Raw genomic sequence first — 23,559 nt, 5'->3', positions numbered from 1 at the left:
AGCGCCCCTGTCCGGGCCGGGTCAGGTCAGCCGGTCGTGACGGCGGTGTCGTCGACGACGAAGCTGGTCTGGAGCGAGGAGTCCTCGACGCCGGTGAAGGTGAGCGTCACGGTCGAGCCCGCGTAGGAGCCGAGACTGAAGGACTTCTGGACGTACCCGGAGGCCGCGTTGAGGTTGGAGTACGTGGCCAGGGTGGTCGAACCGGCGGCGACCGTCAGCTTGTCGTACTGCGTGCTGGTGGTCGTCTCGGCGGTGTCGACGTGCAGGTAGAAGGTGAACGTGGTGTTCGTGCACCCGCTCGGGATCGTCACCGACTGGGAGAGCGTGTCGGTGTGGGTGGAGCCGTAGCCGTCGAGCCACGCCTTGTAGGAGCCGGTGCGGGCGGCCTGGCTGCTGGAGTTGGTGATGACGCCGCTGGTGGCGCTCCAGCCGGTGGAGCCGGACTCGAAGCCCGCGTTGCTCAGGAGCTGCGTCGCGGTGCAGGTGCCGCCTCCGCCGGAGCTGACGGTCCAGGTGAAGGAGGCGGTGCCGGTGGCTCCGGTGGAGTCGGTGACCGTGACGGTCGCGCTGTACGTCCCGGCGGTCGTCGGGGTCCCGGAGATCAGGCCGGTCGAGCTGCTGATCGACAGCCCGGTCGGCAGCCCGGAGGCCGCGTAGGTCAGCGAGCCGCTGTTCGTGGAGCTGGCCGAGATCTGGAGACTGACGGCCGTGCCGACCGTGGACGACTGGCTGCCGGGGTTGGTGACGGTGACGCCGGTCGACGGGACGGTGATGTGGCCGCCGACGTTGATGCCCGCGAAGGCGTTGCCGACTCCCGCGTACTGCGCGGAACCCGACCCGTACAGCGCAGCCGCCGCGTTGAGGGCGGCGGTGCGGGCGCCCGCGTAGTTGGTGGTCGACGTCATGTACGTCGTCAGCGCCTTGTACCAGATCTGGAGGGCGGCGGCCCGGCCGATGCCGGCGACGGCGACGCCGTCGGAGGTGGGGCTGTTGTAGGTGACGCCGTTGATGGTCTTGGTGCCGCTGCCCTCGGACAGCAGGTAGAACATGTGGTTCGCGGGGCCCGAGGAGTAGTGCACGTCGAGGTTGCCGACGCCGGAGTACCAGGAGTTGGCGGACGCGCCGTCCTTGCTCGGCTGGTCCATGTAGCGCAGCGGGGTGCCGTCTCCGTTGATGTCGATCTTCTCGCCGATGAGGTAGTCGCCGACGTCGGTGGAGTTGCCCGCGTAGAACTCCACGCCGGTGCCGAAGATATCGGAGGTCGCCTCGTTCAACCCGCCTGATTCGCCGGTGTAGTTGAGGCCGGCCGTGTTGGAGGTGACGCCGTGGGTCATCTCGTGCCCGGCGACGTCCAGCGAGGTCAGGGCGTGAGTGCCGCCGGAGCCGTCGCCGTAGGTCATGCAGAAGCAGTCGTCGTCCCAGAAGGCGTTGACGTAGGCCGAGCCGTAGTGGACGCGGGAGTAGGCGGCGACGCCGTCGTTCTTGATGCCGCTGCGCCCGAACGTGTTCTTGTAGAAGTCCCAGGTGACCTGCGCGCCGAAGTGCGCGTCGACCCCGGCGGTCTGCGTGTTGGAGCCGGACCCGTTCCCCCACACGTCGTCGGCGTCCGTCATCAGCGAGCCGGTGCCGGAGGTGCCGCCGTTCAGGCCGTAGGTCTTGTGGCCGCCGCGCGTCGTGTCGTAGAGCTGGTACGTCGAGCCGGACAGGGTCGTCCCGATGGTGACCGTGCCGCTGTACTGGCTGTTGCCGGTGCCGGTCTCGACGCCTTCCCAGCGGGAGAGTTCGGCGCCCGTGGTGGCGTCGGTGACGATGTGCAGCTTGCTGGGCGTGCCGTCCTTCTGGACGCCGGTGACGACGGTCTCCCAGGCGAGCTTGGGGGTGCCCTCGGCGGCCCAGATCACCTTGCGGGCGCTGCCGGCCTTCCCGGCTTTCGCGGCGGTGAGGGCCTTGGTCTCGGCGGCGGACTTGCCGAGGGTGGGGGTGGTGGACTTCACCGCGATGGTGCGGCGGTTGTTGTTGAACGTGGTGGAGACGGTGCCGGCGGCGAGCGTGGCCGGGGGTGTGTGGACGACGAGGTCGCCGCCGAGGACGGGCAGGCCGGCGTAGGTGCGTTCGTAACGGGTGTGGACGGTCCCGTCGTTGTCCTTGACGACGTCCTTGACCAGGAGTTTCTCCTGAGCGCCGAGGCCGAGGTCCTGGGCGGTGTCCGGGGCCTCGGCCTCGGCGTCCTTGATGAGCGTGGTGCGCTGGGCGGGAGTGAGGTCGGCGGGGAGGGCGCCGGTGCGCGGGGGCGCGGGGTGGGGGGCGGCGGGCCGGGCCGTGGCGGGGACCGTCTGGACGCCGAGGGCCAGCAGTGCGGCGGTGGAGAGGAGGGCCGCACAGGCTGTGGTCCGCTTGCGGGGGATGGGTCTCACTCGAACTCCTACGGTGTGTGTCCGGGATGAGCTGAGTGGGGGGTGGCAGGGAGGATGACACTGTTGACGCGGTCATGTCATCCCACCCGGATCGTCTCTAGGGTTTTCCCTCGGCAGGGCAATTGTTTTGAACTTTCAAGAATCGACCGCCGATTGCCGACTGAATATGCCAACAGGAATACGTCGGACCGAATTTGAGGCATCTGCCCCCAGAGTTGCGTATCGCTATTCGAGAGAGGGCCACCTACCGATCGGTTCAACTTGCGTTCACGGTCCCTCTACACGTAAACCTTCGAACACACACAGCCTTGGCTCTGGGGGGAGTTGGCCTATGGAAGGCACGGTCGACGGGTTCCGCTACGGAGCGGTGACACCGATCGCGGCTTATGTGATGGCGTGCCTGGGGGGTGCGCTGGGACTGCGGTGCATTGTCCGCTCGCTGCTCAACACACAGTCCTGGAAACCCGGATGGCTCGCGCTCGGGGCGACGTCCATCGGGTGCGGGATCTGGACGATGCACTTCATCGCGATGATCGGGTTCCGGGTCGTGGAGACCCGCGTCGGATACAACGTCGGGCTCACCGTCCTGAGCCTCCTCGTCGCCATCGCCGTCGTCGGCATCGGCGTGTTCATCGTCGGCTACCGGGGGGCGAGCGCGCGCACGCTGCTGTTCGCGGGCGTGGTGACCGGGCTCGGGGTGGCCGCGATGCACTACCTCGGCATGGCGGCCATGCACCTCAACGGCCAGATCAACTACGACCCGTTGATCGTCGGCCTGTCCGTCCTCATCGCCATCGGCGCAGCGACCGCCGCGCTGTGGGCGGCCGTCTCCATCCGGGGGTTCCTGCCCAGCCTCGGGGCGAGCCTCGTCATGGGCGTCGCCGTCTCCGGCATGCACTACACGGGCATGGCGGCGGTCAGCGTCCACGTGCACGGGACGACCGCGTCGTGGGCCGGTGACTCGCCGACCTCCCTGCTGCTGCCGATGCTGATCGGGCCGGTGATCTTCCTGTTCCTCGCGGGGGTCGTGGTCATGTTCGACCCGCTGCTGGTGCTGGGGGACGGCGAGTGGAACCGGCCCGTGCAGGCGCGCAGGTCCGCCGCCGTCCCCGAGGCGTTCAGCCGGCCCGAAGCGTGGCAGAAGGAGCGGTCGCGGACCGGCGGGTGAGGGGCTCGCGCAGACCGAGGTGCTCGCGCAGGGTCGTGCCCGTGTACGCGGTGCGGTAGACGCCGCGTTCCTGGAGCTCCGGGATCAGCAGGTCGACGATGTCGTCGAGGCCGTCCGGGATCAGGTACGGGGTGACGTTGAAACCGTCCACCGCGCCGTGGCGGACCCAGTGCGCGAACTTGTCGGCGAGCCCGGAAGGCGTGCCGACGTGGCCGCGCTGCGGGCCCAGCGCGATCACCGTCTCCCGCAGCGACCAGCCGTTCGCCTCCGCCTTCTGCCGCCACTCGGCGACGACGGTCCGCGGGTCCGCGACGCGGCGGGCGCCGAAGGAGCCGTCGTTCTCCGCGACGACCGGGTCCTCCTTCGGCAGCGGGCCGTCGGCGTCCCGGTCCGACAGGTCGCGGTTCCAGATCTGGCCCGCGATGTTCAACGCCGTTGCCGGGGTGACCTGTTCGAGCCTGATCCAGCGCTTCTTCTCCTGCGCCTCCGCCTCCGTCGCGCCGATGATGATCTCCGTGCCCGGCAGGATCCGCAGGTCGTCCTCCGGGCGGCCGAACGCCCTCAGCCGGCGCCGTACGTCCTGTGCGAACGCCAGGGCGTCGTCGAAGTCGTTGCCGTGCGCCGAGAAGATCACGTCGGCGCCTCGGGCCGCGAAGTCCCGGCCGTCGCTCGAATCGCCGGCCTGGAAGATCACCGGGTGTTCCTGCGGGCTGCGCGGCAGGGTGGGCGTGAACTCCACGTCGAACTGCGGGCCCTTGTGCCGGACTTGACGAGGACCCGCCCCGTCCCAGGCGTCCCAGATCTCCCTGGCCAGCGTCAGGAACTCCTCCGCCCTGCGGTACCGGTCCGCGTGGTCCAGGTATCCGCCGCGCCGGAAGTTGGCTCCCGTCCAGGCGTTGTCCGTGGTGACGACGTTCCAGCCCGCGCGGCCCCGCGACAGCAGGTCCAGGCCCGACAGGCGCCTCGCCAGGTCCGCGGGCTCGTTGAACGTCGTGTTCGACGTCGACACGAGGCCGATCCGCTCGGTGACCGCCGCGAGCGCGGCGAGCTGCGTGATCGCGTCCGGCCTGCCCGCGATGTCCAACTCGTGGATCAGACCGTCCACTTCACGCAGGCGCAGGCCCTCTCCGAGGAAGAACGCGTCGAACAGTCCGCGTTCCGCCGTCTGCGCGACCTTCCGGAAACTCGCCGGGTCGATCTGCGAACCGCTGGCCGGGTCGGACCAGATGGTCCAGTGGTTGACGCCCTGGAAGAAGACACCGAGGTGCAGGCGGGCGTGGGGGAAGGGGGAGTCGGCGCGGGTCATCGGGGGTCCTTCCCGGGGGCGGGGGTGGAGGTGGCGGTGCGGACTGGGGTGGGGGTGCCGGGGGCGTGGGGTGGGGCTGCCGTACCGGGCGGCTGGAGCAGGGCGGCCGCGGCTGCTGAGGCGGCTTCCGGGCGGGCGGCTTCCGGGCGGTGCCGGTCCGGGGGTGAGCCCTCTCCCGGCATCCGCGCCGGGCGGTGCCTGTCCGGCGGTGAGTGCGTTCCCCGCACCCGTGCCGGGCGGTGCCCGTCCAGCGGCGAACACCGTCCCCGTCCTCGCGCCGGGCGCCGGCTCCCCCGCGTGCGGGCAGCTGGTGCCTGCGCCGGCCTCACGACGTGCCGGACGTGGCGTAGCGGTTCGTCGGCCTGGGCAGGCCCAGGTTCGTGCGGAGGGTGGCCGCCGGGAGGGGGCGGGTGGCGGTGCGGGTCGTGAAGAGGTCCGGGAGGACCAGGCGGGAGAGGACCAGGAGGTCGTCGTCCGCGGAGAGGGGGTGGAGGCGGACGCCGTCCACCGCTCCCCGCAGGTCCGCCAGGAGGCGGACCAGGCCCGACGCGGAGCCCGTGTGGCGCAGGCGGCCCCGGTCCGGCCGGTCCGCGGCGCGGTCCGCTCCCGTCGACTCCCCCGTGTCCAGGGCGACTTCGAGCTCCGCGAAGACCAGAGGCGTCCCGGTGCCGGCGGCACGCTCCCGGACCGACGCGACATCGGGACCGTCGATCAGCGCCACGTCCAGCCGGTCGGCGGGGACCCGGCGGGGGTCGCCGAGGACCACCACCTGCCCCTGCGGCGGCCGAGGCACGATCGCCGGACCCTTCACCGCGTACGTGTCACCCGTGAAGTCGATGTAGTGGAGACGGTCCCGGTCGAGGTAACGGCTCGTCGCGACGGACCGGATGACCGCGTCGTCCTCCCAGGAGTCCCACAACGCCCGCGCCACGTCGACGCCGTCGGCGGACTCACGGGCAAGTCCCACGGCCCCCTCGACAACCGGCCGCCCCCACACGCGCGCCGCCTGGGGCCGGTCCTCCTCCCCCACGACCCACCCCGCACGCCCCAGCGAGACGTGGTCGAGGGACGCCAACTGGCTGGAGACATGGAAGGGTTCGGCGTACGTGACCGCGACGACCGGCGCGACACCGATCGTCGTGGTCGAAGCGGCGACGAACGCGGCCCGCTCCACACCCCCGATCCGCCCCGGAACGAGCGTCGAGTCATCGAGCGTGAGCAGCGTGAACCCGGCGTTCTCCGCCGAGACGGCGGCGCGGGCGATGTCCTGCGGATCAAGTGATCCATCAATCTCGACAGCAAGACGCAAAGCGGAGGCAGACATGCGAAACCCTTCCGAGAACACGACAAGAAACACCGGCCCCGCAGAAAGACCGGCGACGACTCAGACGCGTACGGAAGGACAGACAGCGGAAGCGGTCAGGCAGTAATCAACATGCCGCCGAACAACAAGCCACGCCCCCGCACCGGCACCAAGTGCCGAACTAGGTACGCGCATGGCTTCCTCCACCACCCTGGACAGATCACTTCAACTTACGTCGCCCCTCCCGCGGCCTGTCAAGACCGCTTGGGCATGCCCCCCCCATGACCGAGATCATCCTCATGTCGGACCCGAGGGTCGCGGAGATCCCCGTGCGGGACTGCGCCGAACCCCTGGTGGACGTACGCGCCGCCCTGCGCACTGACCCCCGCAAGGCCGACGCCACCGGCGCCTGGGCGCACCTCCGGGAGAGCGTCCTCGCCCGCCTTCTCACCGCTCAACAACACCTCCCGGACGGCCTGCGCCTGCTGTTCGTCGAGGGCTACCGCCCGCCCGCGCTCCAGCGCGAGTACTTCGAGGAGTACGCCGCCGAACTCCGCACCGCGAACCCCGACTGGTCCCCTACCCGCGTCCGCACTGCCGCGAGCCGCTACGTCTCCCCGCCCGACATCGCGCCCCACAGCGCGGGCGCCGCCGTGGACCTCACGCTCGTCACCCCCGACGGCGAGGAACTCGACATGGGCACGCCCATGAACGCGAGCCCCGAGGCCAGCGGCGGCGCCTGTTACACGCATGCCCCGGACATCACCCCCGCCGCCCGCGAGAACCGCCGTGTCCTGGGCGAAGCCCTCGGCGCGGGTGGGCTCGTGAACTACCCCACCGAGTGGTGGCACTGGTCGTACGGGGACCGGTACTGGGCGTTGGCGACCGGGGCGCGGGCCGCGCTCTACGGGCCCCGGGAATGAGCCGTACGCCGGTGTGGTTGCCACCCACGACGGCACGACCCCTCAGCAGGGAGCGCAGATGAGCACCGGTTTCGCCGACGAGTGGGAGAAGTGGCGCCGCAAGCGCGAGGAGGTGCTGACGAGTCCGCACGGTTTCCTCGCGATCACCAGCCTGCGCTGGCTCGCCCCGGAACCGGAGCGGTTCGAGGACGCGCCGGGTGCGTGGGCCAGCGGCGAGGAGGGTGTCGTCGTGGAGCTGGGCGAGGGCGAGGAACTGACCCTCGACGGCGAGACCATCACGGGGCGGCACAGCTTCGGGGTGATCGCCGAGCGGGCGAGTCTGTACGTCGGCGCCGGGGACGCCGTGCTGGAGATCGGCAAGCGGGGCGGCAGCGACATCCTCCGCCCCCGCCACCCGGACAACCCGCTGCGCACGAACCACCGCGAGACCCCGGCGTACGCCCCCGACCCGAACTGGGCGCTCCCGGCCCGCTTCGTGCCGTACGACGCGCCCCGCGCGGTGACGGTGGGCGCGGCTGTGGAGGGCCTGGAGCACGTGTACGACTCCCCGGGCCAGGTCGAGTTCGAGGTGAACGGCACGGTCCACCGCCTGACCGCTTTCAACGGCATGACCCCGGGCAGCCTGATGGTGCTGTTCACGGACGAGACGTCCGGCGTGACGACGTACGCGGCGAACCGCTCCCTCCAGCTCCCCGCCCCGGACGCCGAGGGCGCGGTGACGATCGACTTCAACCGGGCCGGGAACCTGCCGTGCGCGTACACGGACCTGGCGACGTGCCCCTTGCCGCCGAGGGAGAACCGGCTGCCGGTGGCGGTGGAGGCGGGCGAGAAGTTCCCGTACGAGAGGGCCTGACCCGGCGGGGAGTGGGCCCGGGCCGTTCCCGCCTAGCCACGCCGTTCCCGCGCCGCCCTCTCCCGGTGCCGTGCCGCCGGGTGCTCGTCGCGCACCCGGCGCACCCCCTCCCCGTACAGATGCTCGCGCAGCGTACGGCCGGGCGGTGTCTCCGGGACCCTCCCGCGGGCCCGCGGCTCCGGTACGACCAGGTAGACGAAGTCCTCGAAGGTCCCGGGCGTGACGGCGTACGCGAGGTTGAAGCCGTCGATGTCGGCCTCCTCCACCCACCGTTCGAGCTCGTCGGCGACGGTCGCCGGGGACCCCACGACGACGGGGCCGATGCCGCCGATCCCGAGGTAGCGCGCGACCTGGTCCGGCGTCCAGGTCCGCCCGGGATCCGCCGTGAAGAAGATCGCCAGCGCGGAGCGGACCGCGTCCGTGTCGACGTACTCCAGCGGCTCGCCGGGGCCGAGTTCGGACAGGTCGAGCCAGCTCCAGCCGCCGTACAGGGCGAGCGCCCCCTCGTAGGAGGCGTACGCGATCAGCTCGTCGTACTTGGCGCGCGCCTCCTCGTCGGTGGGCGCTGTGACCGCCGTGAGCAGGATGAAGATCTTGACGCCGTACGGGTCGCGTCCCTCGGCGGCGGCCTTCGCGCGGATGTCGTCGACGACCTTGCGCGGCGCGGCGGGGCTGACCGCGTTGATGAAGACGCCTTCCCCGTGCCGGGCGGCGAAGGCGCGTCCGCGCGGAGAGGCACCGGCCTGGAAGATGACCGGGGTGCGCTGCGGGGACGGTTCGGAGAGGAAGACGCCGGGGACGTCGAAGTGGCGGCCCTTGTGGGCGATGTCGCGGACCACGGCGTCGTCGTCCCAGGAGTACTCCCACAGCTTTTGACTCGCACCTCGGGCTGACGCCCGGGGATTCCGGCCTTCTCGATCGTTGCTGTGCCGCTACGCGGCACGGGGTTCGGTCGGGAATCCGTGGCTTCCTGCTTCTTCGCGCTGTGCCAGAACGAGTTCTGGTCCTACCGGCGCTCCGCAGGCGGTACAGGTCCATTCCCGGACGTCCAGGGGTTTGGGTCCGTCCACGGCGCCGCAGGTCGAGCAGGTCTGGGAGGTCGGCTCGAACCGGCCGATCTTCACCAGGGTGCGCCCGTACCGCTCCGCCTTGTACTCCAGCATGCCGATGAACGACGACCATCCGGCGTCGTGCACGGACTTGGCCAGCCTGGTGCGGGCCAGTCCCGTCACCGACAGGTCCTCCACGGCGATCCCTTGGTTCTCGGAGATCAGCCGGGTGGAGAGCTGGTGGTGGAACTCGTGGCGCGCGTCGGTGACTTCGGCGTGGGTGCGGGCGACCTTGCAGCGGGCCTTCTCCCGGTTCCTGGATCCCTTCTGTTTGCGGGACAGTTCCCGCTGGGCCTTCTTCAGCCTCTTCTCCACGCGCCGCAGGAAGCGCGGGGAGTCGATCTTCGTACCGTCGGACAGGACCGCGAAGTGGGTCAGACCAAGATCGATACCGATGGTCCGGTCGGTCTCGGGCATCCGGACCGCGTCGGCGGCGGGGTCGGTGTCGATGACGAAGGAGGCGAAGTACCGGCCGGCCGCGTCTTTGACGACGGTGACCGAGGAGGGGACGGCGGGCAGGGCACGGGACCATTTCACCTTCACCGCGCCGATCTTCGGCAGGTCCAGCCGCCCGCCCCCGGTGATCTTCCAGCGGGCGTTGGCGGTGAACCGGACCGACTGCCGCCTGTCCTTGCGGGACTTGAAGCGGGGCGGGCCGATCTTCGGGAACGGCCGCCCGGCCTCGCGAGCCTCCTCACGGGCACGCACCGCGTCGTTGAACACGACACGGGCGCACCCGAACGCCTTTGCCCATGCCCTCTGCTGACCGGCGTCCGGGTACAGCCTGAAGGCGTACCGGAGCTGCATGGAGGGGATACGGGTGATCGGAACCGGTCGGCACTGTGCTTTCGTGACGCATCTCCACATGGTCTTCGTGACCAGGTTCCGACACAGGGTGTTCACCGATGCCCACCTGAGGCGCGTGGAAGAGATCATGCGCGGAGCCCGGCGTCGCGGCGCAACTGGACTTCGGGGACAGCAGGTTGGTTCGCCTTGTCGCGGACGGCGTCTTCGGCGAGGCGGACGGTGGTGGTCCAGTGGGCGTGACGGGTCGTCACAAGGGGTCTTCCTTCAGAGGCGGGCTGCACAGTCGAGCGGCTCTGGTGCAGAGTGTGGGTGCGGGCGTTGCGCCAGCGCCGGTCGAAGCCCAACTCCCTTGTCGCGCCCCGGGTCCCGATGAGGGCGAGGACTTCGTTCGCGACGGTCAGGGCGGCGGTGTCGGCCTGGGCGCGGGCGGCGGTCACCGCGAGGGACGCCTCGGTCGCCGTGTCGGGGTCGCCGGGTTTCGCGCGGGCGGCGTCGATCGCGTCCCCGGCTTTCTCCAACAGGGCCTCGGCGGCCCGGACTTGGAGGGCGAGTTCCCCGAACTTCTGCACCACCAGCGGCTCTTCGGCGGCCCGCTCCACCCCGGCCTCGCCCCACGGCCGGGCGAGCGTACGGATCAGCTCCCCGCCCTCCTCCAACGCCCCGCGCGCGATGCCGGTGTCGACGGCGGCGTGGATGAACTGCCCGAACGCGCCGAACACTTCGGGCCGCTCGAAGGTCAAGTGGTGCGGCACGACCCGGTCCTCGGGGACGGTCACCCCGACCGTCACGCCGGGCGCGTCACGCGGTACGAACGCGGCGGTGAGCCGGTCGTCGGGGCCGAGGGCGAACACCGGTATCCAGTCGGCGAACAGGGCGCCCGTGGCGTAGTTCTTGACGCCGTCGAGGAGATAGCCGCCCCCGGCGCGCGGCACCAGCCGGGTAGCGAACTCCAGGGCGTGCCGGGTGCCTTTCTCCGCGAGGGCGTTCCCGAAACGGGCTCCGGCGAGCAACTCGGCGTCGAAATGGGCCTGTTGTTCGGCCGTCCCGTTCTCCTTGAGGACCTCGACGAAGAAGAAGTGGTTCTGCGGGATCTGCCCGATGCTGGCGTCGGCCGCCGACAGCAGCCGGACCACCTCACCGAGGGTCCGCGCCCCCACCTCCGCTCCCCCGTAGCCGCGCGGCACGGTCACCGCGAGCAGCCCGGAGGCCGACAGCTCGGCCAACTCCTCGTACGGCAGGCGTCGTTCGGCGGCGCGTCGGGCCGCGTCGGTGCGCAGGCGGGCGGCCAGCGCGGTGGCGACGGCGACGGCTTCTTCCGCGTCGGCGATGACAGGCGTGGGAAACCCTTCGGTACGGGTCATCAGAAAAGGAGCCCGCCGAATTCCGTCAGGGAAATGGGCACGGGGAAATACGCGTCAGCCGAATGCGACCGCGAAGGGGGAACTACCGACAGGTGCGACAGAAGGCGCTGCACACACGCGCGAGGTCGACGTGCCGTCGTCGCGTGAACCCTTCTCGCTTGGTCATGGCGTTGACCCAAGCAAAACCGGTCGAGAGAGGTCAACAGATTCCGGATGCCGTCTCGGATGGCGGGAATCGGTGATTCCGAGGCGTTGACAGGGCCGCCCTTGAACCGTCTCCGGCAGGGTCCCCAACTCCCTGTCACCTTCTGGCCATTGCTACGGTTCCCTCCGTGTCCGAATCCTCACGCGATACCGCCGCCGGCGCCGGCTGGGGCGAAGCCGCCCCGGGTGCCTACCGCCAGCTCATGCCGGAGCGGACCGGGAAGGTCTCGTGGCTGGACCCGCGCACCCTGTGGGCGGCCCGCAACGGGGTGGTGGCGTCCTGGCTCGGGGACCCCACGGGGCACACGAGAAGCAGGTGGGTGGCACAACAGAAGGCACCGGAGGACAAGGTGATCCGCCGGGACGACCCGGACCGCTTCTCGTTCATGGTGATCGGCGACACGGGCGAGGGCGACGACCCCCAGTACGCCGTCGTACCCGGCTTCCTGAAGATCAGTGAGGGGACACGGTTCGCGGTCGTCGCGAGCGACGTCATCTACCCCGTGGGCAGCGCCGACGACTACGGCACCAAGTTCTTCCGCCCGTACGCGAGTTACCCGGCGCCGATCTACGCGGTGCCCGGCAACCACGACTGGTACGAGGGCCTCGGCGCGTTCATGCGGGTGTTCTGCGGGGACGCGCCGCCGCTGCCCGCCGAACCGAAACCCCGCGCGCTGTCGAAGGCGTGGCTGCGGTCGCTGCTGTGGCACGAGGCACGCCCCGGGGACGGTCAACGGCTCGACGAGGCCCGCGCGTTGCGTGCGGCCCCGGGTCAACAGGCCGTCCAGCCGGGCCCGTACTGGGCGATCGACGCCGGGCCGGTGCGGATCATCGGGATCGACACGGGACTTCTCGGCACCCTCGACGCCGAACAGGGCGCGTGGCTGCGGGAGGTGTCCCGGGGGCCGCGTCCGAAGATCCTCGTCACCGGGTCGCCGCTGTACGTCGACGGCAGGCACGACCCCTGCGCGATCGAGGGCGGCGGGACGGTCGACGAGATCGTGCGGGCGCCGGAGCACGGGTACGTCGCGGCGATAGGCGGCGACATCCACAACTACCAGCGCTATCCGGTGCGTTGCGAAGATGGACGCACGCTTCAGTACGTCGTCTCCGGGGGCGGCGGCGCCTTCACGCACGCCACCCACACCATCCCGCGCGTCGACGTCGCGGGGGTCGGCGAGGACGAGTTCCGGGCGTATCCGCTGCGCGGAGACTCGCTCGCGTTCTACGCGGGGCTGTACGGGCGGCGGCTGCGCCTGAGGCGCTTCTTCCGGCTGACCGAGGACGAGGCGACGGCGGTGATCGCCGAGCGGCTGGGCATCACCCCGGCCCGTGCGCCCGGCGCCGAGGTGCGGATCACCCGGCGGATCCGGCTGGTCGCCGCGCTGCTCGGGGTGGCGGGGAAGCCGAGGCGAATCAGGCTGCCCGTACGGAAGATCTACACCCAGCTCTTCTCGCCCAGCTCGGCGACGTACAGCCCACCGTTCTTCAAGAGCTTCCTGCGCCTGGACGTCACCCCGGAGTCGGTCCGGATCCGGTGTTTCGCGGCGACCGGGAACCTCGCGCAGGAGGTCGAGCCGCCGGTCGAGGACGAGGTGATCATCCCGTTGCGCCGGAATGCGTGAGGCGTGGCGCGGGTTGGCACGGTCGTACGTCCCGTGACCGTTGGAGAGCCTCATGCCGTCCACCCCGCGCCCGCTGCGCAAGCTCGGTTTCCTCACCATCGGCCTGTTCGACGGGGACGACCCCCGCGCGGGCCACGAATCGACGCTGGAGATCATCGAACTCGGCGAGCGCCTCGGCTTCGACAGCGCGTGGCTGCGCCACCGCCACCTCCAGTACGGCATCTCCTCCCCGGTCGCGGTCCTGGCCGCCGCGACCCAGCGCACGAGCCGCATCCACCTCGGTACGGCCGTGACACCGCTCGGCTGGGAGAACCCGCTGCGCCTGGCCGAGGACTGGGCGACCGTCGACCTCCTCTCGGGCGGGCGGCTGAACCCCGGCGTGAGCGTGGGCCCGCCGATGCAGTACGAGCACGTCAAGGACGCCCTCTACCCGGACACGGCGGACGCCGAGGACTTCTCCTACGAACGTGTCCGGCGCCTCCTCGACTTCGTACGCGGCAAGTCCGCGAGCGACTTCAGCGGCGTCCAGGGTTTTGAGGTCTTCTCGGACCGGGTCCAGCCGCACTCCCCCGGCCTGGGCCGGCGCATGTGGTACGGCGGCGGCAGCCTCAGCTCCGCCCGCTGGGCCGGGGAGCACGGCATGAACTTCCTGACCAGCAGCGTCGTCAAGGCCGAGGAGTCCGAGGACTTCGCCGAGATCCAGCTCTCCCACGTCCGCGCGTTCCGCGCCGCGCATCCCGACGGCGACGCGGCCCGCGTCTCCCAGGGCCTGGTCGTCGTCCCCACGGACTCGGCGACCCCGGCGCAGCGCGCCAAGTACGAGGAGTACGCGGCCAAGCGCCTCCCCCGCACAGCGTCCCCGCAGGGTCCGGCGCGCATGATGTTCGCCCCCGACTACGTCGGCACGTCGGAGGAGATCGCCGAGCGCCTCCACGCGCACGCGGCCTACCGCGAGATCGACGAGGTGGCCTTCGCGCTCCCCTTCACGTTCGACCACGAGGACTACGTACAGATCCTCACGGACATGGCGACGCACCTGGGCCCGGCGCTGGGCTGGAAGCCGGGGTCGGAGGGCTGAGCGGGCCGGCGCGCGCGGGCCTCAGGCGACAGGCACAGAGGGGGGAAGCGCGGCGGATCACCCGGCCACCCGGATCACGCGCTCCGATTGACCCCCTCACCACCGCCCCGCCTCCGTCCCCGTCACCCCCTCCGACTTCCGCCCGTCCACCCCCACCGGCACTTCCCCGGCCAGCATCACTCGGTGCATGGTCCGGGGAAACCCGAGGTGCGCGTTGTCGCCCGGCGCCAGATGGATCGTCGCCCGGTTGTCCCAGAAGGCGACGCTCCCCGGCTCCCAGCGGAAGCGGACCGTGTATTCGGGGCGTACGGCCTGTTCGAGGAGCAGGTCAAGCAGGGCCCGGCTCTCCGCGCGGGAGACGTCCTGGATCTGTTCGACGTAGTAGCCGTTGATGTACAGGACGCGTTCCCCGCTCTCGGGGTGGACCCGCACCAGCGGGTGCACGGAGGCGACCTGGTGGTCCAGCAGATGCCGGAGGTACGCGTCGTCCCCGGCACGCGGCTGGTACCCGACGCCGAGCCGGTGCTCGGCCCGCAGCCCGTCGACGAGGCGGCGTACCGGCTCGGACAGCCCGGCGTACGCGGCGGCGAGGTTGGACCAGGTCGTGTCGCCCCCGTACGGCGGCACCGTCTCGGCGCGCAGGATCGTCGCGGCGGGCGGGTCGATGCGGGCGCCGTGGTCGCAGTGCCAGCCGCGCAGCAGGGTGTGCCGGCGTCGCTGGAGCCATTCGTCGTGCTCCATGCCGAACCTGCCGCCGAGTTCCAGCCGGTCGGCGGTGGTCTCGACCTCGGGGAAGCCTGCCGGGGAGGCGCTGCCCCGCTTGCGCAGCGCGACCGGGTTCCCGAACCGGCGCGCGAACGAGACATGCCCGGCGTGGTCGAGCTTCTGCTCCCGGAAGAAGACGACCTTCCAGCGCAGGAGCGCCTCCCGTATCCCCCGGACGGTCTCCGCGTCCAGCTCCCCGGCGAGGTCGACCCCGTGGATCTCCGCGCCGATGTGTCCGGCGACCGGTGCGACGTCCATGAACCCTCCATGATCGGTTTACGGACTCCCTACCCGGAATCCCCTTCCCGTGCCCCTGGCGTTGGATAGGGTCCGCCCGACGACGTCTCAGGAGGCCCCCATGCGTACGCGTACCGTCCTCGCCACCACGTTCGCGGCCCTGTTCCTCGGCACCACGGCGGCCCACGCCACACCCCCGGGCCCGGGGGTGACGGCGAAGCTCCTCGCGCAGAGGACCGTGGGCGACAAGGACTACGTCCTGCGCGAGCTGACGATCCCGCCGGGCCAGGCGACCGGCTGGCACTACCACGACGGCATGGTCTACGGCTTCGTCGAGGCGGGCACGCTGAGCCACTTCGACGCGACGTGCGAGTCCGACGGCGTCTACCAGAAGGGCCAGGTCATCCAGGAGGGCCCGAACTACGTGCACATCGGCCGCAACCTGGGCGACACCCCGCTCGTGCTGAAGGCGCTGTACGTCCTCCCGCACGGCGCCCCGTTCTCGGAGGACGCCCCCAACCCGGGCTGCGACTTCGAGTGAGTCACAGCGCTTGTTCGGCCCAGATCGTCTTGCCCCGGTCGGTCTGCCGGCTCCCCCACCGCTGGGTGAGCTGAGCGACCAGCAGCAGCCCCCGCCCGCCCTCGTCGTAGGCGTGCGCGCGCCGCAGGTGCGGTGAGGTGGAGCTCGCGTCGGACACCTCGCAGATCAGGGTGCGGTCGCGGATCAGCCGGAGCCGGATGGGGGGTTCGCCGTAGCGGATGGCGTTGGTGACGAGTTCGCTGACGACGAGTTCCGTGACGAAGGACGCCTCGTCGAGGCCCCAGGCAGCGAGTTGCGCCATCGCCGCCTGCCGGGTCTCGGCGACGTGCGCGGGGTCGGGGATCACGTCCCAGGTGGCGACCCGGTCGGCGCCGAGGGCGCGGGTGCGGGCGAGGAGGAGGGCGACGTCGTCGCCGGGTTCCTCGGGGAGGACGGCCTTGAGGACGGTGTCGCACAGGGCGTCCAGCGTCGGGGCGGGTGCGGCGAGCGCCCTGCGCAGTTCCAGGCTCGCCCGGTCGACGTCCCGGTCGCGGCCCTCGATGAGCCCGTCGGTGTAGAGGGCGACGATCGCGCCCTCGGGGAGTTCGATCTCGGTCGCCTCGAAGGGGTGGCCGCCGACGCCGAGGGGTGGTCCGGGGGTCATCTCGACGAAGCGGACACTCCCGTCGGGCAGGACGAGCGCGGGCGGCGGGTGTCCGGCGGCGGCGAGGGCGAGGCGCCGGGCGACCGGGTCGTACACGGCGTACAGGCAGGTCGCGCCGAGTTCGGCGGCGTCGGCGGAGCCGTCGTCGTAGGTGGCGAGGTGGGTGACGAGGTCGTCGAGGTGGGTGAGGAGTTCGTCCGGCGGCAGGTCGACGTCGGCGAGGGTGCGCACGGCCGTGCAGAGGCGGCCCATGGTCGCCGAGGAGGGGATGCCGTGGCCGACGACGTCACCGACGACGAGGGCGACACGGCTGCCGGACAGGGGGATGACGTCGAACCAGTCGCCGCCGATGCCGGCCGTCGACCCGGACGGGAGGTAGCGGTGGGCGACCTCGACGGCGGCCTGTCCGGGCAGGCCGCGTGGCAGCAGGCTGTGCTGGAGGGTGAGCGCGGTGGTGCGTTCGCGGGCGAAGCGGCGGGCGTTGTCGACGCAGACGGCGGCGCGGCTGGCGAGTTCCTCGGCGAACACGGCGTCGTCGGCCCCGAAGTCGTCGGGGTGCGCGATCCGGATCGCGACGGCCACCCCGAGGGTCGTGCCGCGTGCCTTCAGCGGGACGGCCATCATCGAGTGCACGCCCTGCCGGTGCGGCCGTCCCCCGGGTGCGCGGGTGTTGCGCTCGTCGACCCACCGGACGAAGTCGGGCTCCCCGGCCAGGCTGAGCACGGCCCGCCCCTCGCGCAGCGCCCGCGCGGGCGGGCTGTACGACGGGTAGGCGTCCGTCTCGCCGAGGTGGACGGCGGCCTCGGGGGTGCCCTCGGTGCCGGAGCCGTGGGCGACGCGGCGCAGGACGACCTGGCCCTCGGGGATGCGCGGGGGTTCGTCGGAGCCGAGGACCCAGTCGAAGAGGTCGACGCTCGCGAAGTCGGCGTACTGGGGGACGAGGAGTTCGACGACCTCCTCGGCGGTGCGGACGACGTCGAGGGTGGTGCCGATGGAGGCGGCGGCCTCGTTGAGGAGGGCGAGGCGGCGGCGGGCCCAGTACTGCTCGCTGCTGTCGAACGCGGCGAGCGCGACCGCGGTCAGCTCGCCCCCGGTGTCGCGCACCGGCCACATCTCGATGTTCCAGGCGTGCTCGCGGTTCCCTGAGGGCTCGCCGGTGTAGCTCTCGTAGTGCACGGGCCGCCCGGTCTCGGCGACCTCCCGCAGGTGGAAATTGAAGCCCTGGCTGTGTTCGGCGTCCTCGACGGTCTCCGGGAAGTGCCGCCCCAGCAGCACGTCCTCGTCGACGCCCATCACCTGGCAGGCGACCGAGTTGAGCCGCAGGTACCGCTGCCGCGTGTCGAACACGGACATCGACATGGACGCCTGCTGGAAGGCCAGCTCCCCGAGGGAGGGCGGCGGCGGGGGTACGACGGTGACGACGTACCCGGCGGGTTCGCCGCCGGGTCCCTGCACCGGGCAGGCCGTCAGGGTGGCGGAGACGGCGTGGCCGTCCTTGTGCCGCAGGACGACGGGCCCGCCGCCCGGCAGGGCGTCACCGAGCAGTTCGGCCGCGAACCGGCCCACCGCCTCGCCCGCCGTACGCCCGGTCAGCTCGCGGGCACCCTCGCTCCAGCCCGTCACGACGCCCCGGGCATCGATGACCGCCGCAGCGACGAGATGCTCCATACGTCCCAGAATGGGGGCAATGCGTCAGGGGCTCAACCCCGGGCGCGCAGGACCTCCAGCGCCCGGTCCGCGTGCTGGTTCATCCGCAGCTCGCTGCGGACGACCTCCAGGATCTTCCGGTCCTGGCCGATGACGAACGTGACGCGCTTGGTCGCCATGAGCGCGAACCCGCGCTTGACGCCGAACTTCTCCCGTACGGTGCCGTCCTCGTCGGACAGCAGGGTCATGCCGAGCGTGTGCTTGCCGACGAACTCGTTCTGCTTGTCGACGGTGTCGCCGCTGATCCCGACCGGGCGGGCGCCGGCCTCCTTGAACTCGGCGGCGAGGTCGCGGAAGTGGCATGCCTCGGCGGTGCAGCCGGGGGTCAGGGCGCCCGGGTAGAAGAAGAGGACGACCGGGCCGTCGGCGAGCAGCTCGGTGAGGCTGCGGACGGTTCCGGTCTCGTCCGGCAGGGAGAAGTCGTCGACGACGTCGCCGGTCTCGGGGGCGCGGCTCATTGCCAGTCACTCCTTCAAGTGGGGTTGCGCGCGATGCTACTTGACCGCTTCCGGTCAGGCCGTCGCGGGTTCGGTGTCCTCTTCCACCGAGTACTTGAGGAAGTCGTCGACCATCCGGTGGAAGAGTCCGGCGAGCTGTTCCAGCTCCTGCGGCGTCCACTCCTGGAGCGCGAGCTGCATCCCGCGCTGGCTCGCCGCGCGGATCCGCCCGACGGCGCGCTCCCCGTCCTCGGTGAGCTGGATGCGCTGCGCCCGGCCGTCCTGCGGGTCGGGGACGCGGGTGACGTACCCGGACTTCTGGAGCTGCTGGACGGTCCGCGTGACGTGGGACGCCTCGACGCCGAGCCGCTGGGCCAGTTCGCCGGGGCGCAGCGGGTCGGAGTCGGCGACCTGACGCAGCAGGGCGACGGCCGCGCGGTCGAGGGGGACGCCCGCGACGGCCATCAGCCGGTCGTGCTGGCGGGCACGGGTGCTCAGGTAGGTGATGCGGGTGAGCGCCCGCTCGATCTCGATGACCTCGGGGGAGGCGGAGGCGGGGAGCGGTTCGGTCGACATGCGGACCACTTTACCAGATTGTTGCCTAACTCAAGTAACTTACGGCCACCGTTTCCGTTCCCGTACTGCATACGCAGGACATGCCCGGCCCGGCAATCATTTGCTTGACTCAAGTAACTCGCATATGCTTGCCTAACTCAAGCAATACCGAGCGACGAAAGGCCCCGCGATGAGCACCATGAAGTCCGTCCGTACCGCCGGAGTGCACCAGGTCGAGACGGTGGACGTCGACCTCCCCGAGCCCGGCCCGAAGGACGCGCTCGTACGCATCCGCGCCTGCGGCATCTGCGGCACCGACGTCACGTTCCTGCACATGGGCGGCATGCCGGCGCGGGCCCACCTGGGCGGCGACCTGGTCCCCGTGGCGCTGGGCCACGAACCGGCCGGCGAGGTGGTCCAGGTCGGCGCCGAGGTCACCGGCCTCAAGGCGGGCGACCGCGTCGTGGTGAACCCGCAGGACGCCCCGACCGGCATCATCGGCTGCGGCGGGAGGTTCGGCGGCATGAGCGAGTACCTGCTCGTCGAGAACGCCGAGGTCGGCAGGAGCGTCGCCGTCTTCCCGGACACCGTCCCCTTCCACGTCGCCTCCCTCAACGAGCCGATGGCGGTCGCCCGGCACGCGGTCAACCGCTCCGAGGCGGGCCCCGAGGACAAGGTCGTCGTCTTCGGCGCGGGCCCCATCGGCCTGGGCGCGGCGATCTGGTTCAAGCTGCGCGGCGTCAAGCACGTCGTCGTCGCCGACGTCATCCCCTCCCGGCTGGAGAAGGCACTGGCCGTGGGCGCGGACGCCGTCATCAACTCGGCGGAGGAGGACGTCACCGCGCGCCTGACGGAACTGCACGGCCAGGCCGCGAACGCGCTGGGCCAGCCCCGCCCCGGCACGGACATCTACCTGGACGCGGCCGGCGCCCCCGCCGTGTTCAACACGGTCGTCGGCAACGCCAAGTGGCACGCGAAGCTCGTCATGGTCGCCGTACAGAAGAAGGGCGAGATCGACCTCGGCGGCATGCTCCGCAGCGAGATGATCCTCGTCCCGTCCCAGGGCTACCCCACCGAGATCTTCGAGGTGACGCCCGAACTCGTCGAGCACCAGGACCGGTTCGCGAAGCTGATCAGCCACACGATCCCGTTCTCGGAGGCGAGCCGCGCCTTCGAGCTGGCGCTGTCGCCGGGCGCGGCCGAGAAGATCGTCGTCACGCTGGACGACTGACCGCCCGTACGGCCCCCGCGCGCACCCCTCCCCCTCCCGCTCCCCCAGGACCCCCCATGCTCGCGACCCTCCGCCAGGCCGCCCGCGCCTCGGCCCACCTCGCTCTCGCCGCGGTCGTGGCGTTCCTGTCGTACATCTTCATCACCGTCCTGCTGATCACGGCCGTGTGCGTCGTGGCGGTGATCGGCATCTGGATGCTGCCGGAGACGGTGCTGATCATCCGGCGGATCGCGGGCGCCAAGCGGACGCTGACGGCGAGGTGGACGGGGCGGCCGATCCCGGAGGCGTACCGCCCGGTCAAGGGCCCGCTGCCGGACCGGATCAAGATCGCCGTACGGGATCCGGGCACCGGCAAGGACCTGCTGTGGCTGGTCGCCCAGTACGCGTACGGCTGGATGACGCTGCTGATGATCCCGCTGTGGCCGGTCGGGCTGGTCGTGGACGGCGTGTGGTGCGGGGTGCTGCGGCAGCGTGCCGTGGTGCTGCCGCTGATCACGAAGCTGGCCGACCTGGAGGCGGGCTGGTCGGCGACGCTGCTGCGGCCCTCGCCGGAAGCCCTCCTCCAGGCGCGGGTCGAGGAGCTGACGACGACACGGGCCGACGCGGTCGCCGCGCACGGCGCCGAGCTGCGCCGTATCGAACGGGACCTGCACGACGGGGCGCAGGCCCGCCTGGTGGCCCTGTCGATGCGGATCGGGCTCGCGCAGCGGGCGTACGAGGCCGATCCGGAGCGGGCGCGCAAGCTGCTGGACGACGCGCTGGGGCAGGCGGAGGAGGCCCTTGCAGAGCTGCGGCACGTGGTGCGGGGCATCCATCCGCCGATCCTCACGGACCGGGGTCTGGTGGGGGCCGTGCGGGCGCTCGCGGGGAGCAGCGGGCTGACGGTCGAGGTGCGGGCCGACGGTCTGGACGAGGCGGTGCGGCCGCCGGCGGCGGTGGAGGCGGCGGCGTACTTCGTGGTCGCCGAGGCGCTGACGAACGTCGCCAAGCACAGCGGCGCCGACCAGGCCGAGGTGGCGCTGACGCGCACGCGGCGGGGGCTGCGGGTGGAGGTCCGCGACGCGGGGAAGGGCGGCGCGGACGATCACGCGGGGTCGGGGCTGACCGGGATGCGCCGCAGGGTCGCGGCGCTGGACGGGACGATCGCGGTCGCCAGTCCGGTCGGCGGTCCGACGGTGGTGACGGCGGAGCTGCCGTGCGTGTGGTGATCGGACCGGTGTACGCGGGGGTCTCGCGTACTGCGTTCTCCGTACGCCCGATCGCCGACGCGGGGACGACGCCCCGAGGGTCCCCTCCCGGCCAGGCTGGGGCCGTACCGCAACCGAAGGAGCCGGTCCGCGCATGAGCACGCAGTGGCAGCGTTACGCCGACGAGCACGCCCGCACCATCGACACGATGTCGGCCGTGCTGCTGTTCGCCGCGTTCCTCTTCGGCAGCGAGATCACCATGCCGAGCGCCGAGCAGCCCGACGAGACGCTGCCGACCATCGCCTTCGGGACGGTGGCCTGCGTCGCGCTCCTGCTGTGGCAGCGCACCCGCCCGCGGACGGCGACGGCGCTCACCGCCGTCTGTGTCGCGGGCGGCAGCGCGCTCGGCCATCTCCTCACCCCTTTACTGCTGGCCCCGCTGATGCTCGCCCTGTACCGGCTGGGCAGCCTCACCCGGCGCCGCACGGTCCGCCGCTGGTACGCCGCCTCGCTGACGCTGGTCATGCTGTCGGCGCTGTTCCTCGACCCGGTGCCGCACCCGTGGGCGATGAAGATCGTCAGCCCGGCGGCCTGGCTGCTGCTGCCGGTCACGCTCGGGAGCGCGGTCCGGCTCAGCCGCGCCTACCTGACGGCCGTGCAGCAGCGCGCCGAGTTCGCCGAGCGCCGCCGGGAGGAGGAGGCCCTGCACCGGGTCACGGAGGAGCGGGTGCGGATCGCGCGCGAGCTGCACGACGTCGTCGCCCACCACCTGGCGCTGGCCAACGCCCAGGCGGGCACGGCCGCGCACCTCGCCCGCAGCCATCCCCAGCAGGTGGCGGGCATCCTCACCGACCTCGCCGGTACGACGTCGTCGGCGCTGCGGGAGCTGAAGGCGACGGTGGGCCTGCTGCGGCAGGCCGGCGACGCGGACGCCCCGCTCGCCCCGGCGCCGGGTCTCGGCCGGCTCCCGGAGCTCACCGAGGCGTGCGCGTCGGCGGGCCTGGAGGTCGAGGTCCTCGCCGAGGGGGAGGCCCGGCCGCTGTCGCCGGGCGTGGACCTGACGGCGTACCGGATCGTCCAGGAGGCGCTGACGAACGTCACCAAGCACGCCGGGGCGCGGGCGGCGCGCGTCCGGCTGCGCTACGGCCGCGACCACGTCACCCTCACGGTCACCGACGACGGCCCGGCACACGCCTGCCCGCCCGGCGCCGGCGGGCCGGGCTTCGGCCTGATCGGGATGCGGGAGCGCGCCCTGTCGATGGGCGGGGCGCTGCACGCCGGGCACCGGCCCGAGGGCGGCTTCGAGGTCACGACCAGGCTGCCGCTGTACCCCGACCCCGCCCCGTAAGGAACATCGAGAAAGGTAGGACCCCCATGACCATCCGTGTGCTCCTCGCCGACGACCAGGCCCTGCTGCGGGCCACCTTCCGCATCCTCGTCGCCTCCTGCCCCGACATGGAGGTGGTCGGCGAGGCCGCCGACGGGGCGCAGGCGGAGCAGCTCGCCCGGGAGCTGCGCCCCGACGTGGTCCTGATGGACATCCGGATGCCGGGCGCGGACGGGCTCGCGGCGACCACGGCGATCTGCGCGGACCCGGCGCTCGCGGACACGCGGGTGCTGATCCTGACGACGTTCGAGATCGACGAGTACGTCGCCCGGGCGCTGAGAGCCGGCGCGAGCGGGTTCCTCGGCAAGGACGTCACCGCGGACGACCTCCTCGACGGCATCCGTACGGTGGCCTCCGGTGAGCGGCTGCTGTCGCCGCTGGCCACGCAGGTGCTGATCACCCGGTTCCTGTCCTCGCCGGCCGAGGCGTCCCGGCTCGCGACGCCGGACACGCTCAGCGGGCTGACCGCGCGGGAGCGGGAGGTGATGGCGTGGGTCGCGGAGGGGCATTCCAACGAGGAGATAGCGGAGCGCCTGTTCGTGAGTCCGCTGACCGTGCGCACCCACGTCCACCGGGCGATGACGAAGCTCGGCGCCCGTGACCGGGCCCAGCTGGTCGTCATGGCCTACCAGTCGGGGCTGGTGACGGCGCCGCCCCCGGAAGCGGAATATCGGGCGTACCGGCTCTGACCGCCTCCCAGCAGCCAAGACTTCTCCGG

General features: G+C 71.7%; 21 protein-coding genes. 10 read left to right on the top strand and 11 right to left on the bottom strand.

Annotated features, from left to right (window positions below; all coding sequences use genetic code 11):
- Window positions 1–26: 26 nt before the first annotated feature.
- Window positions 27–2,414, bottom strand: a complete 2,388-nt coding sequence (locus ACLZOT_RS00405) for a M4 family metallopeptidase (protein WP_416966599.1) — start codon at window positions 2,412–2,414, stop codon at window positions 27–29.
- A gap of 331 nt (window positions 2,415–2,745) precedes the next feature.
- Here ACLZOT_RS00405 and ACLZOT_RS00400 point away from each other — a divergent pair, with 331 nt between their 5' ends.
- Window positions 2,746–3,582 carry an MHYT domain-containing protein gene (locus ACLZOT_RS00400; RefSeq protein WP_416966598.1) on the top strand — a complete coding sequence of 279 codons (837 nt, stop codon included), beginning with the start codon at window positions 2,746–2,748 and terminating at the stop codon, window positions 3,580–3,582.
- Here ACLZOT_RS00400 and ACLZOT_RS00395 read toward each other — a convergent pair.
- Both ACLZOT_RS00395 and ACLZOT_RS00390 read right to left on the bottom strand, forming a co-directional pair.
- Entirely contained in the window at window positions 3,533–4,888 is a 1,356-nt protein-coding gene (locus ACLZOT_RS00395) for an NtaA/DmoA family FMN-dependent monooxygenase (protein WP_416966597.1), read from the bottom strand. The genes ACLZOT_RS00400 and ACLZOT_RS00395 overlap by 50 nt on opposite strands.
- Before the next feature lie 325 nt (window positions 4,889–5,213).
- Window positions 5,214–6,212 carry an LLM class flavin-dependent oxidoreductase gene (locus ACLZOT_RS00390; RefSeq protein WP_416966596.1) on the bottom strand — a complete coding sequence of 333 codons (999 nt, stop codon included), beginning with the start codon at window positions 6,210–6,212 and terminating at the stop codon, window positions 5,214–5,216.
- Between the two features lie 260 nt (window positions 6,213–6,472).
- Here ACLZOT_RS00390 and ACLZOT_RS00385 point away from each other — a divergent pair, with 260 nt between their 5' ends.
- Together ACLZOT_RS00385 and ACLZOT_RS00380 are read left to right on the top strand one after the other, a co-directional pair.
- Window positions 6,473–7,114, top strand: a complete 642-nt coding sequence (locus tag ACLZOT_RS00385; protein ID WP_416966595.1) for a M15 family metallopeptidase — start codon at window positions 6,473–6,475, stop codon at window positions 7,112–7,114.
- A gap of 58 nt (window positions 7,115–7,172) precedes the next feature.
- A complete protein-coding gene (locus ACLZOT_RS00380; protein WP_416966594.1) occupies window positions 7,173–7,967 on the top strand; it encodes a DUF1684 domain-containing protein in 795 nt (264 codons plus the stop codon).
- 32 nt (window positions 7,968–7,999) lie between these two features.
- Here ACLZOT_RS00380 and ACLZOT_RS00375 read toward each other — a convergent pair whose 3' ends face one another.
- The 4 genes from ACLZOT_RS00375 to ACLZOT_RS00360 form a co-directional block, all read right to left on the bottom strand.
- Window positions 8,000–8,836 (bottom strand): LLM class flavin-dependent oxidoreductase, encoded by an 837-nt coding sequence (locus ACLZOT_RS00375; protein WP_416966944.1) that lies wholly within the window; start codon window positions 8,834–8,836, stop codon window positions 8,000–8,002.
- A gap of 63 nt (window positions 8,837–8,899) precedes the next feature.
- A complete protein-coding gene (locus ACLZOT_RS00370) occupies window positions 8,900–9,883 on the bottom strand; it encodes an RNA-guided endonuclease InsQ/TnpB family protein (protein WP_416966593.1) in 984 nt (327 codons plus the stop codon).
- Between the two features lie 125 nt (window positions 9,884–10,008).
- The gene (locus ACLZOT_RS00365) at window positions 10,009–11,244 is read right to left on the bottom strand and encodes an acyl-CoA dehydrogenase family protein (protein ID WP_416966592.1); all 1,236 of its coding nucleotides are present in this window, start codon (window positions 11,242–11,244) and stop codon (window positions 10,009–10,011) included.
- Window positions 11,245–11,326: 82 nt separating this feature from the next.
- Entirely contained in the window at window positions 11,327–11,410 is an 84-nt protein-coding gene (locus tag ACLZOT_RS00360; RefSeq protein WP_416966943.1) for a putative leader peptide, read from the bottom strand.
- Between the two features lie 166 nt (window positions 11,411–11,576).
- Here ACLZOT_RS00360 and ACLZOT_RS00355 point away from each other — a divergent pair, with 166 nt between their 5' ends.
- Together ACLZOT_RS00355 and ACLZOT_RS00350 are read left to right on the top strand one after the other, a co-directional pair.
- Window positions 11,577–13,073: a metallophosphoesterase family protein gene (locus ACLZOT_RS00355; RefSeq protein ID WP_416966591.1), complete on the top strand. Its 1,497-nt coding sequence runs from the start codon at window positions 11,577–11,579 to the stop codon at window positions 13,071–13,073.
- 52 nt (window positions 13,074–13,125) lie between these two features.
- The gene (locus ACLZOT_RS00350; RefSeq protein ID WP_416966590.1) at window positions 13,126–14,151 is read left to right on the top strand and encodes an LLM class flavin-dependent oxidoreductase; all 1,026 of its coding nucleotides are present in this window, start codon (window positions 13,126–13,128) and stop codon (window positions 14,149–14,151) included.
- 96 nt (window positions 14,152–14,247) lie between these two features.
- Here the strand turns inward: ACLZOT_RS00350 and ACLZOT_RS00345 are convergent, their stop codons facing one another.
- The gene (locus ACLZOT_RS00345) at window positions 14,248–15,174 is read right to left on the bottom strand and encodes a TauD/TfdA dioxygenase family protein (protein ID WP_416966589.1); all 927 of its coding nucleotides are present in this window, start codon (window positions 15,172–15,174) and stop codon (window positions 14,248–14,250) included.
- 100 nt (window positions 15,175–15,274) lie between these two features.
- Between ACLZOT_RS00345 and ACLZOT_RS00340 the strand changes: the two genes are divergently transcribed.
- Window positions 15,275–15,694 (top strand): cupin domain-containing protein, encoded by a 420-nt coding sequence (locus ACLZOT_RS00340; RefSeq protein ID WP_416966588.1) that lies wholly within the window; start codon window positions 15,275–15,277, stop codon window positions 15,692–15,694.
- A 1-nt stretch (window position 15,695) separates the two neighbouring features.
- On the opposite strand, the gene ACLZOT_RS00335 is transcribed toward ACLZOT_RS00340, so the two are convergent.
- From ACLZOT_RS00335 to ACLZOT_RS00325, 3 genes are read right to left on the bottom strand one after another with little or no spacing between them, the layout of a single operon-like run.
- The gene (locus ACLZOT_RS00335; RefSeq protein WP_416966587.1) at window positions 15,696–18,005 is read right to left on the bottom strand and encodes a SpoIIE family protein phosphatase; all 2,310 of its coding nucleotides are present in this window, start codon (window positions 18,003–18,005) and stop codon (window positions 15,696–15,698) included.
- 32 nt (window positions 18,006–18,037) lie between these two features.
- On the bottom strand, window positions 18,038–18,502 hold the full coding sequence (locus tag ACLZOT_RS00330; RefSeq protein ID WP_416966586.1) for a peroxiredoxin: 465 nt from the start codon (window positions 18,500–18,502) through the stop codon (window positions 18,038–18,040).
- Between the two features lie 54 nt (window positions 18,503–18,556).
- Window positions 18,557–19,057 (bottom strand): MarR family winged helix-turn-helix transcriptional regulator, encoded by a 501-nt coding sequence (locus ACLZOT_RS00325; protein ID WP_416966585.1) that lies wholly within the window; start codon window positions 19,055–19,057, stop codon window positions 18,557–18,559.
- A 169-nt stretch (window positions 19,058–19,226) separates the two neighbouring features.
- On the opposite strand from ACLZOT_RS00325, the gene ACLZOT_RS00320 reads away from it, so the two are divergent.
- The 4 genes from ACLZOT_RS00320 (at window position 19,227) to ACLZOT_RS00305 (ending at window position 23,530) form a co-directional block, all read left to right on the top strand.
- Complete coding sequence (locus ACLZOT_RS00320; RefSeq protein ID WP_416966584.1) at window positions 19,227–20,267, top strand: zinc-dependent alcohol dehydrogenase; 1,041 nt, start codon at window positions 19,227–19,229, stop codon at window positions 20,265–20,267.
- Between the two features lie 56 nt (window positions 20,268–20,323).
- Entirely contained in the window at window positions 20,324–21,475 is a 1,152-nt protein-coding gene (locus ACLZOT_RS00315) for a histidine kinase (protein WP_416966583.1), read from the top strand.
- 133 nt (window positions 21,476–21,608) lie between these two features.
- Window positions 21,609–22,802, top strand: coding sequence for a sensor histidine kinase (locus ACLZOT_RS00310; protein WP_416966582.1), 1,194 nt, complete (start codon window positions 21,609–21,611; stop codon window positions 22,800–22,802).
- Window positions 22,803–22,828: 26 nt separating this feature from the next.
- Window positions 22,829–23,530 (top strand): response regulator, encoded by a 702-nt coding sequence (locus ACLZOT_RS00305; RefSeq protein ID WP_416966581.1) that lies wholly within the window; start codon window positions 22,829–22,831, stop codon window positions 23,528–23,530.
- The last annotated feature ends 29 nt before the right edge of the window (window positions 23,531–23,559 follow it).

The sequence above is a fragment of the Streptomyces sp. 4F14 genome, from assembly GCF_048159485.1.
GTDB lineage: Bacteria > Actinomycetota > Actinomycetes > Streptomycetales > Streptomycetaceae > Streptomyces.
This window is presented reverse-complemented; position numbering and strand designations above follow the sequence as displayed.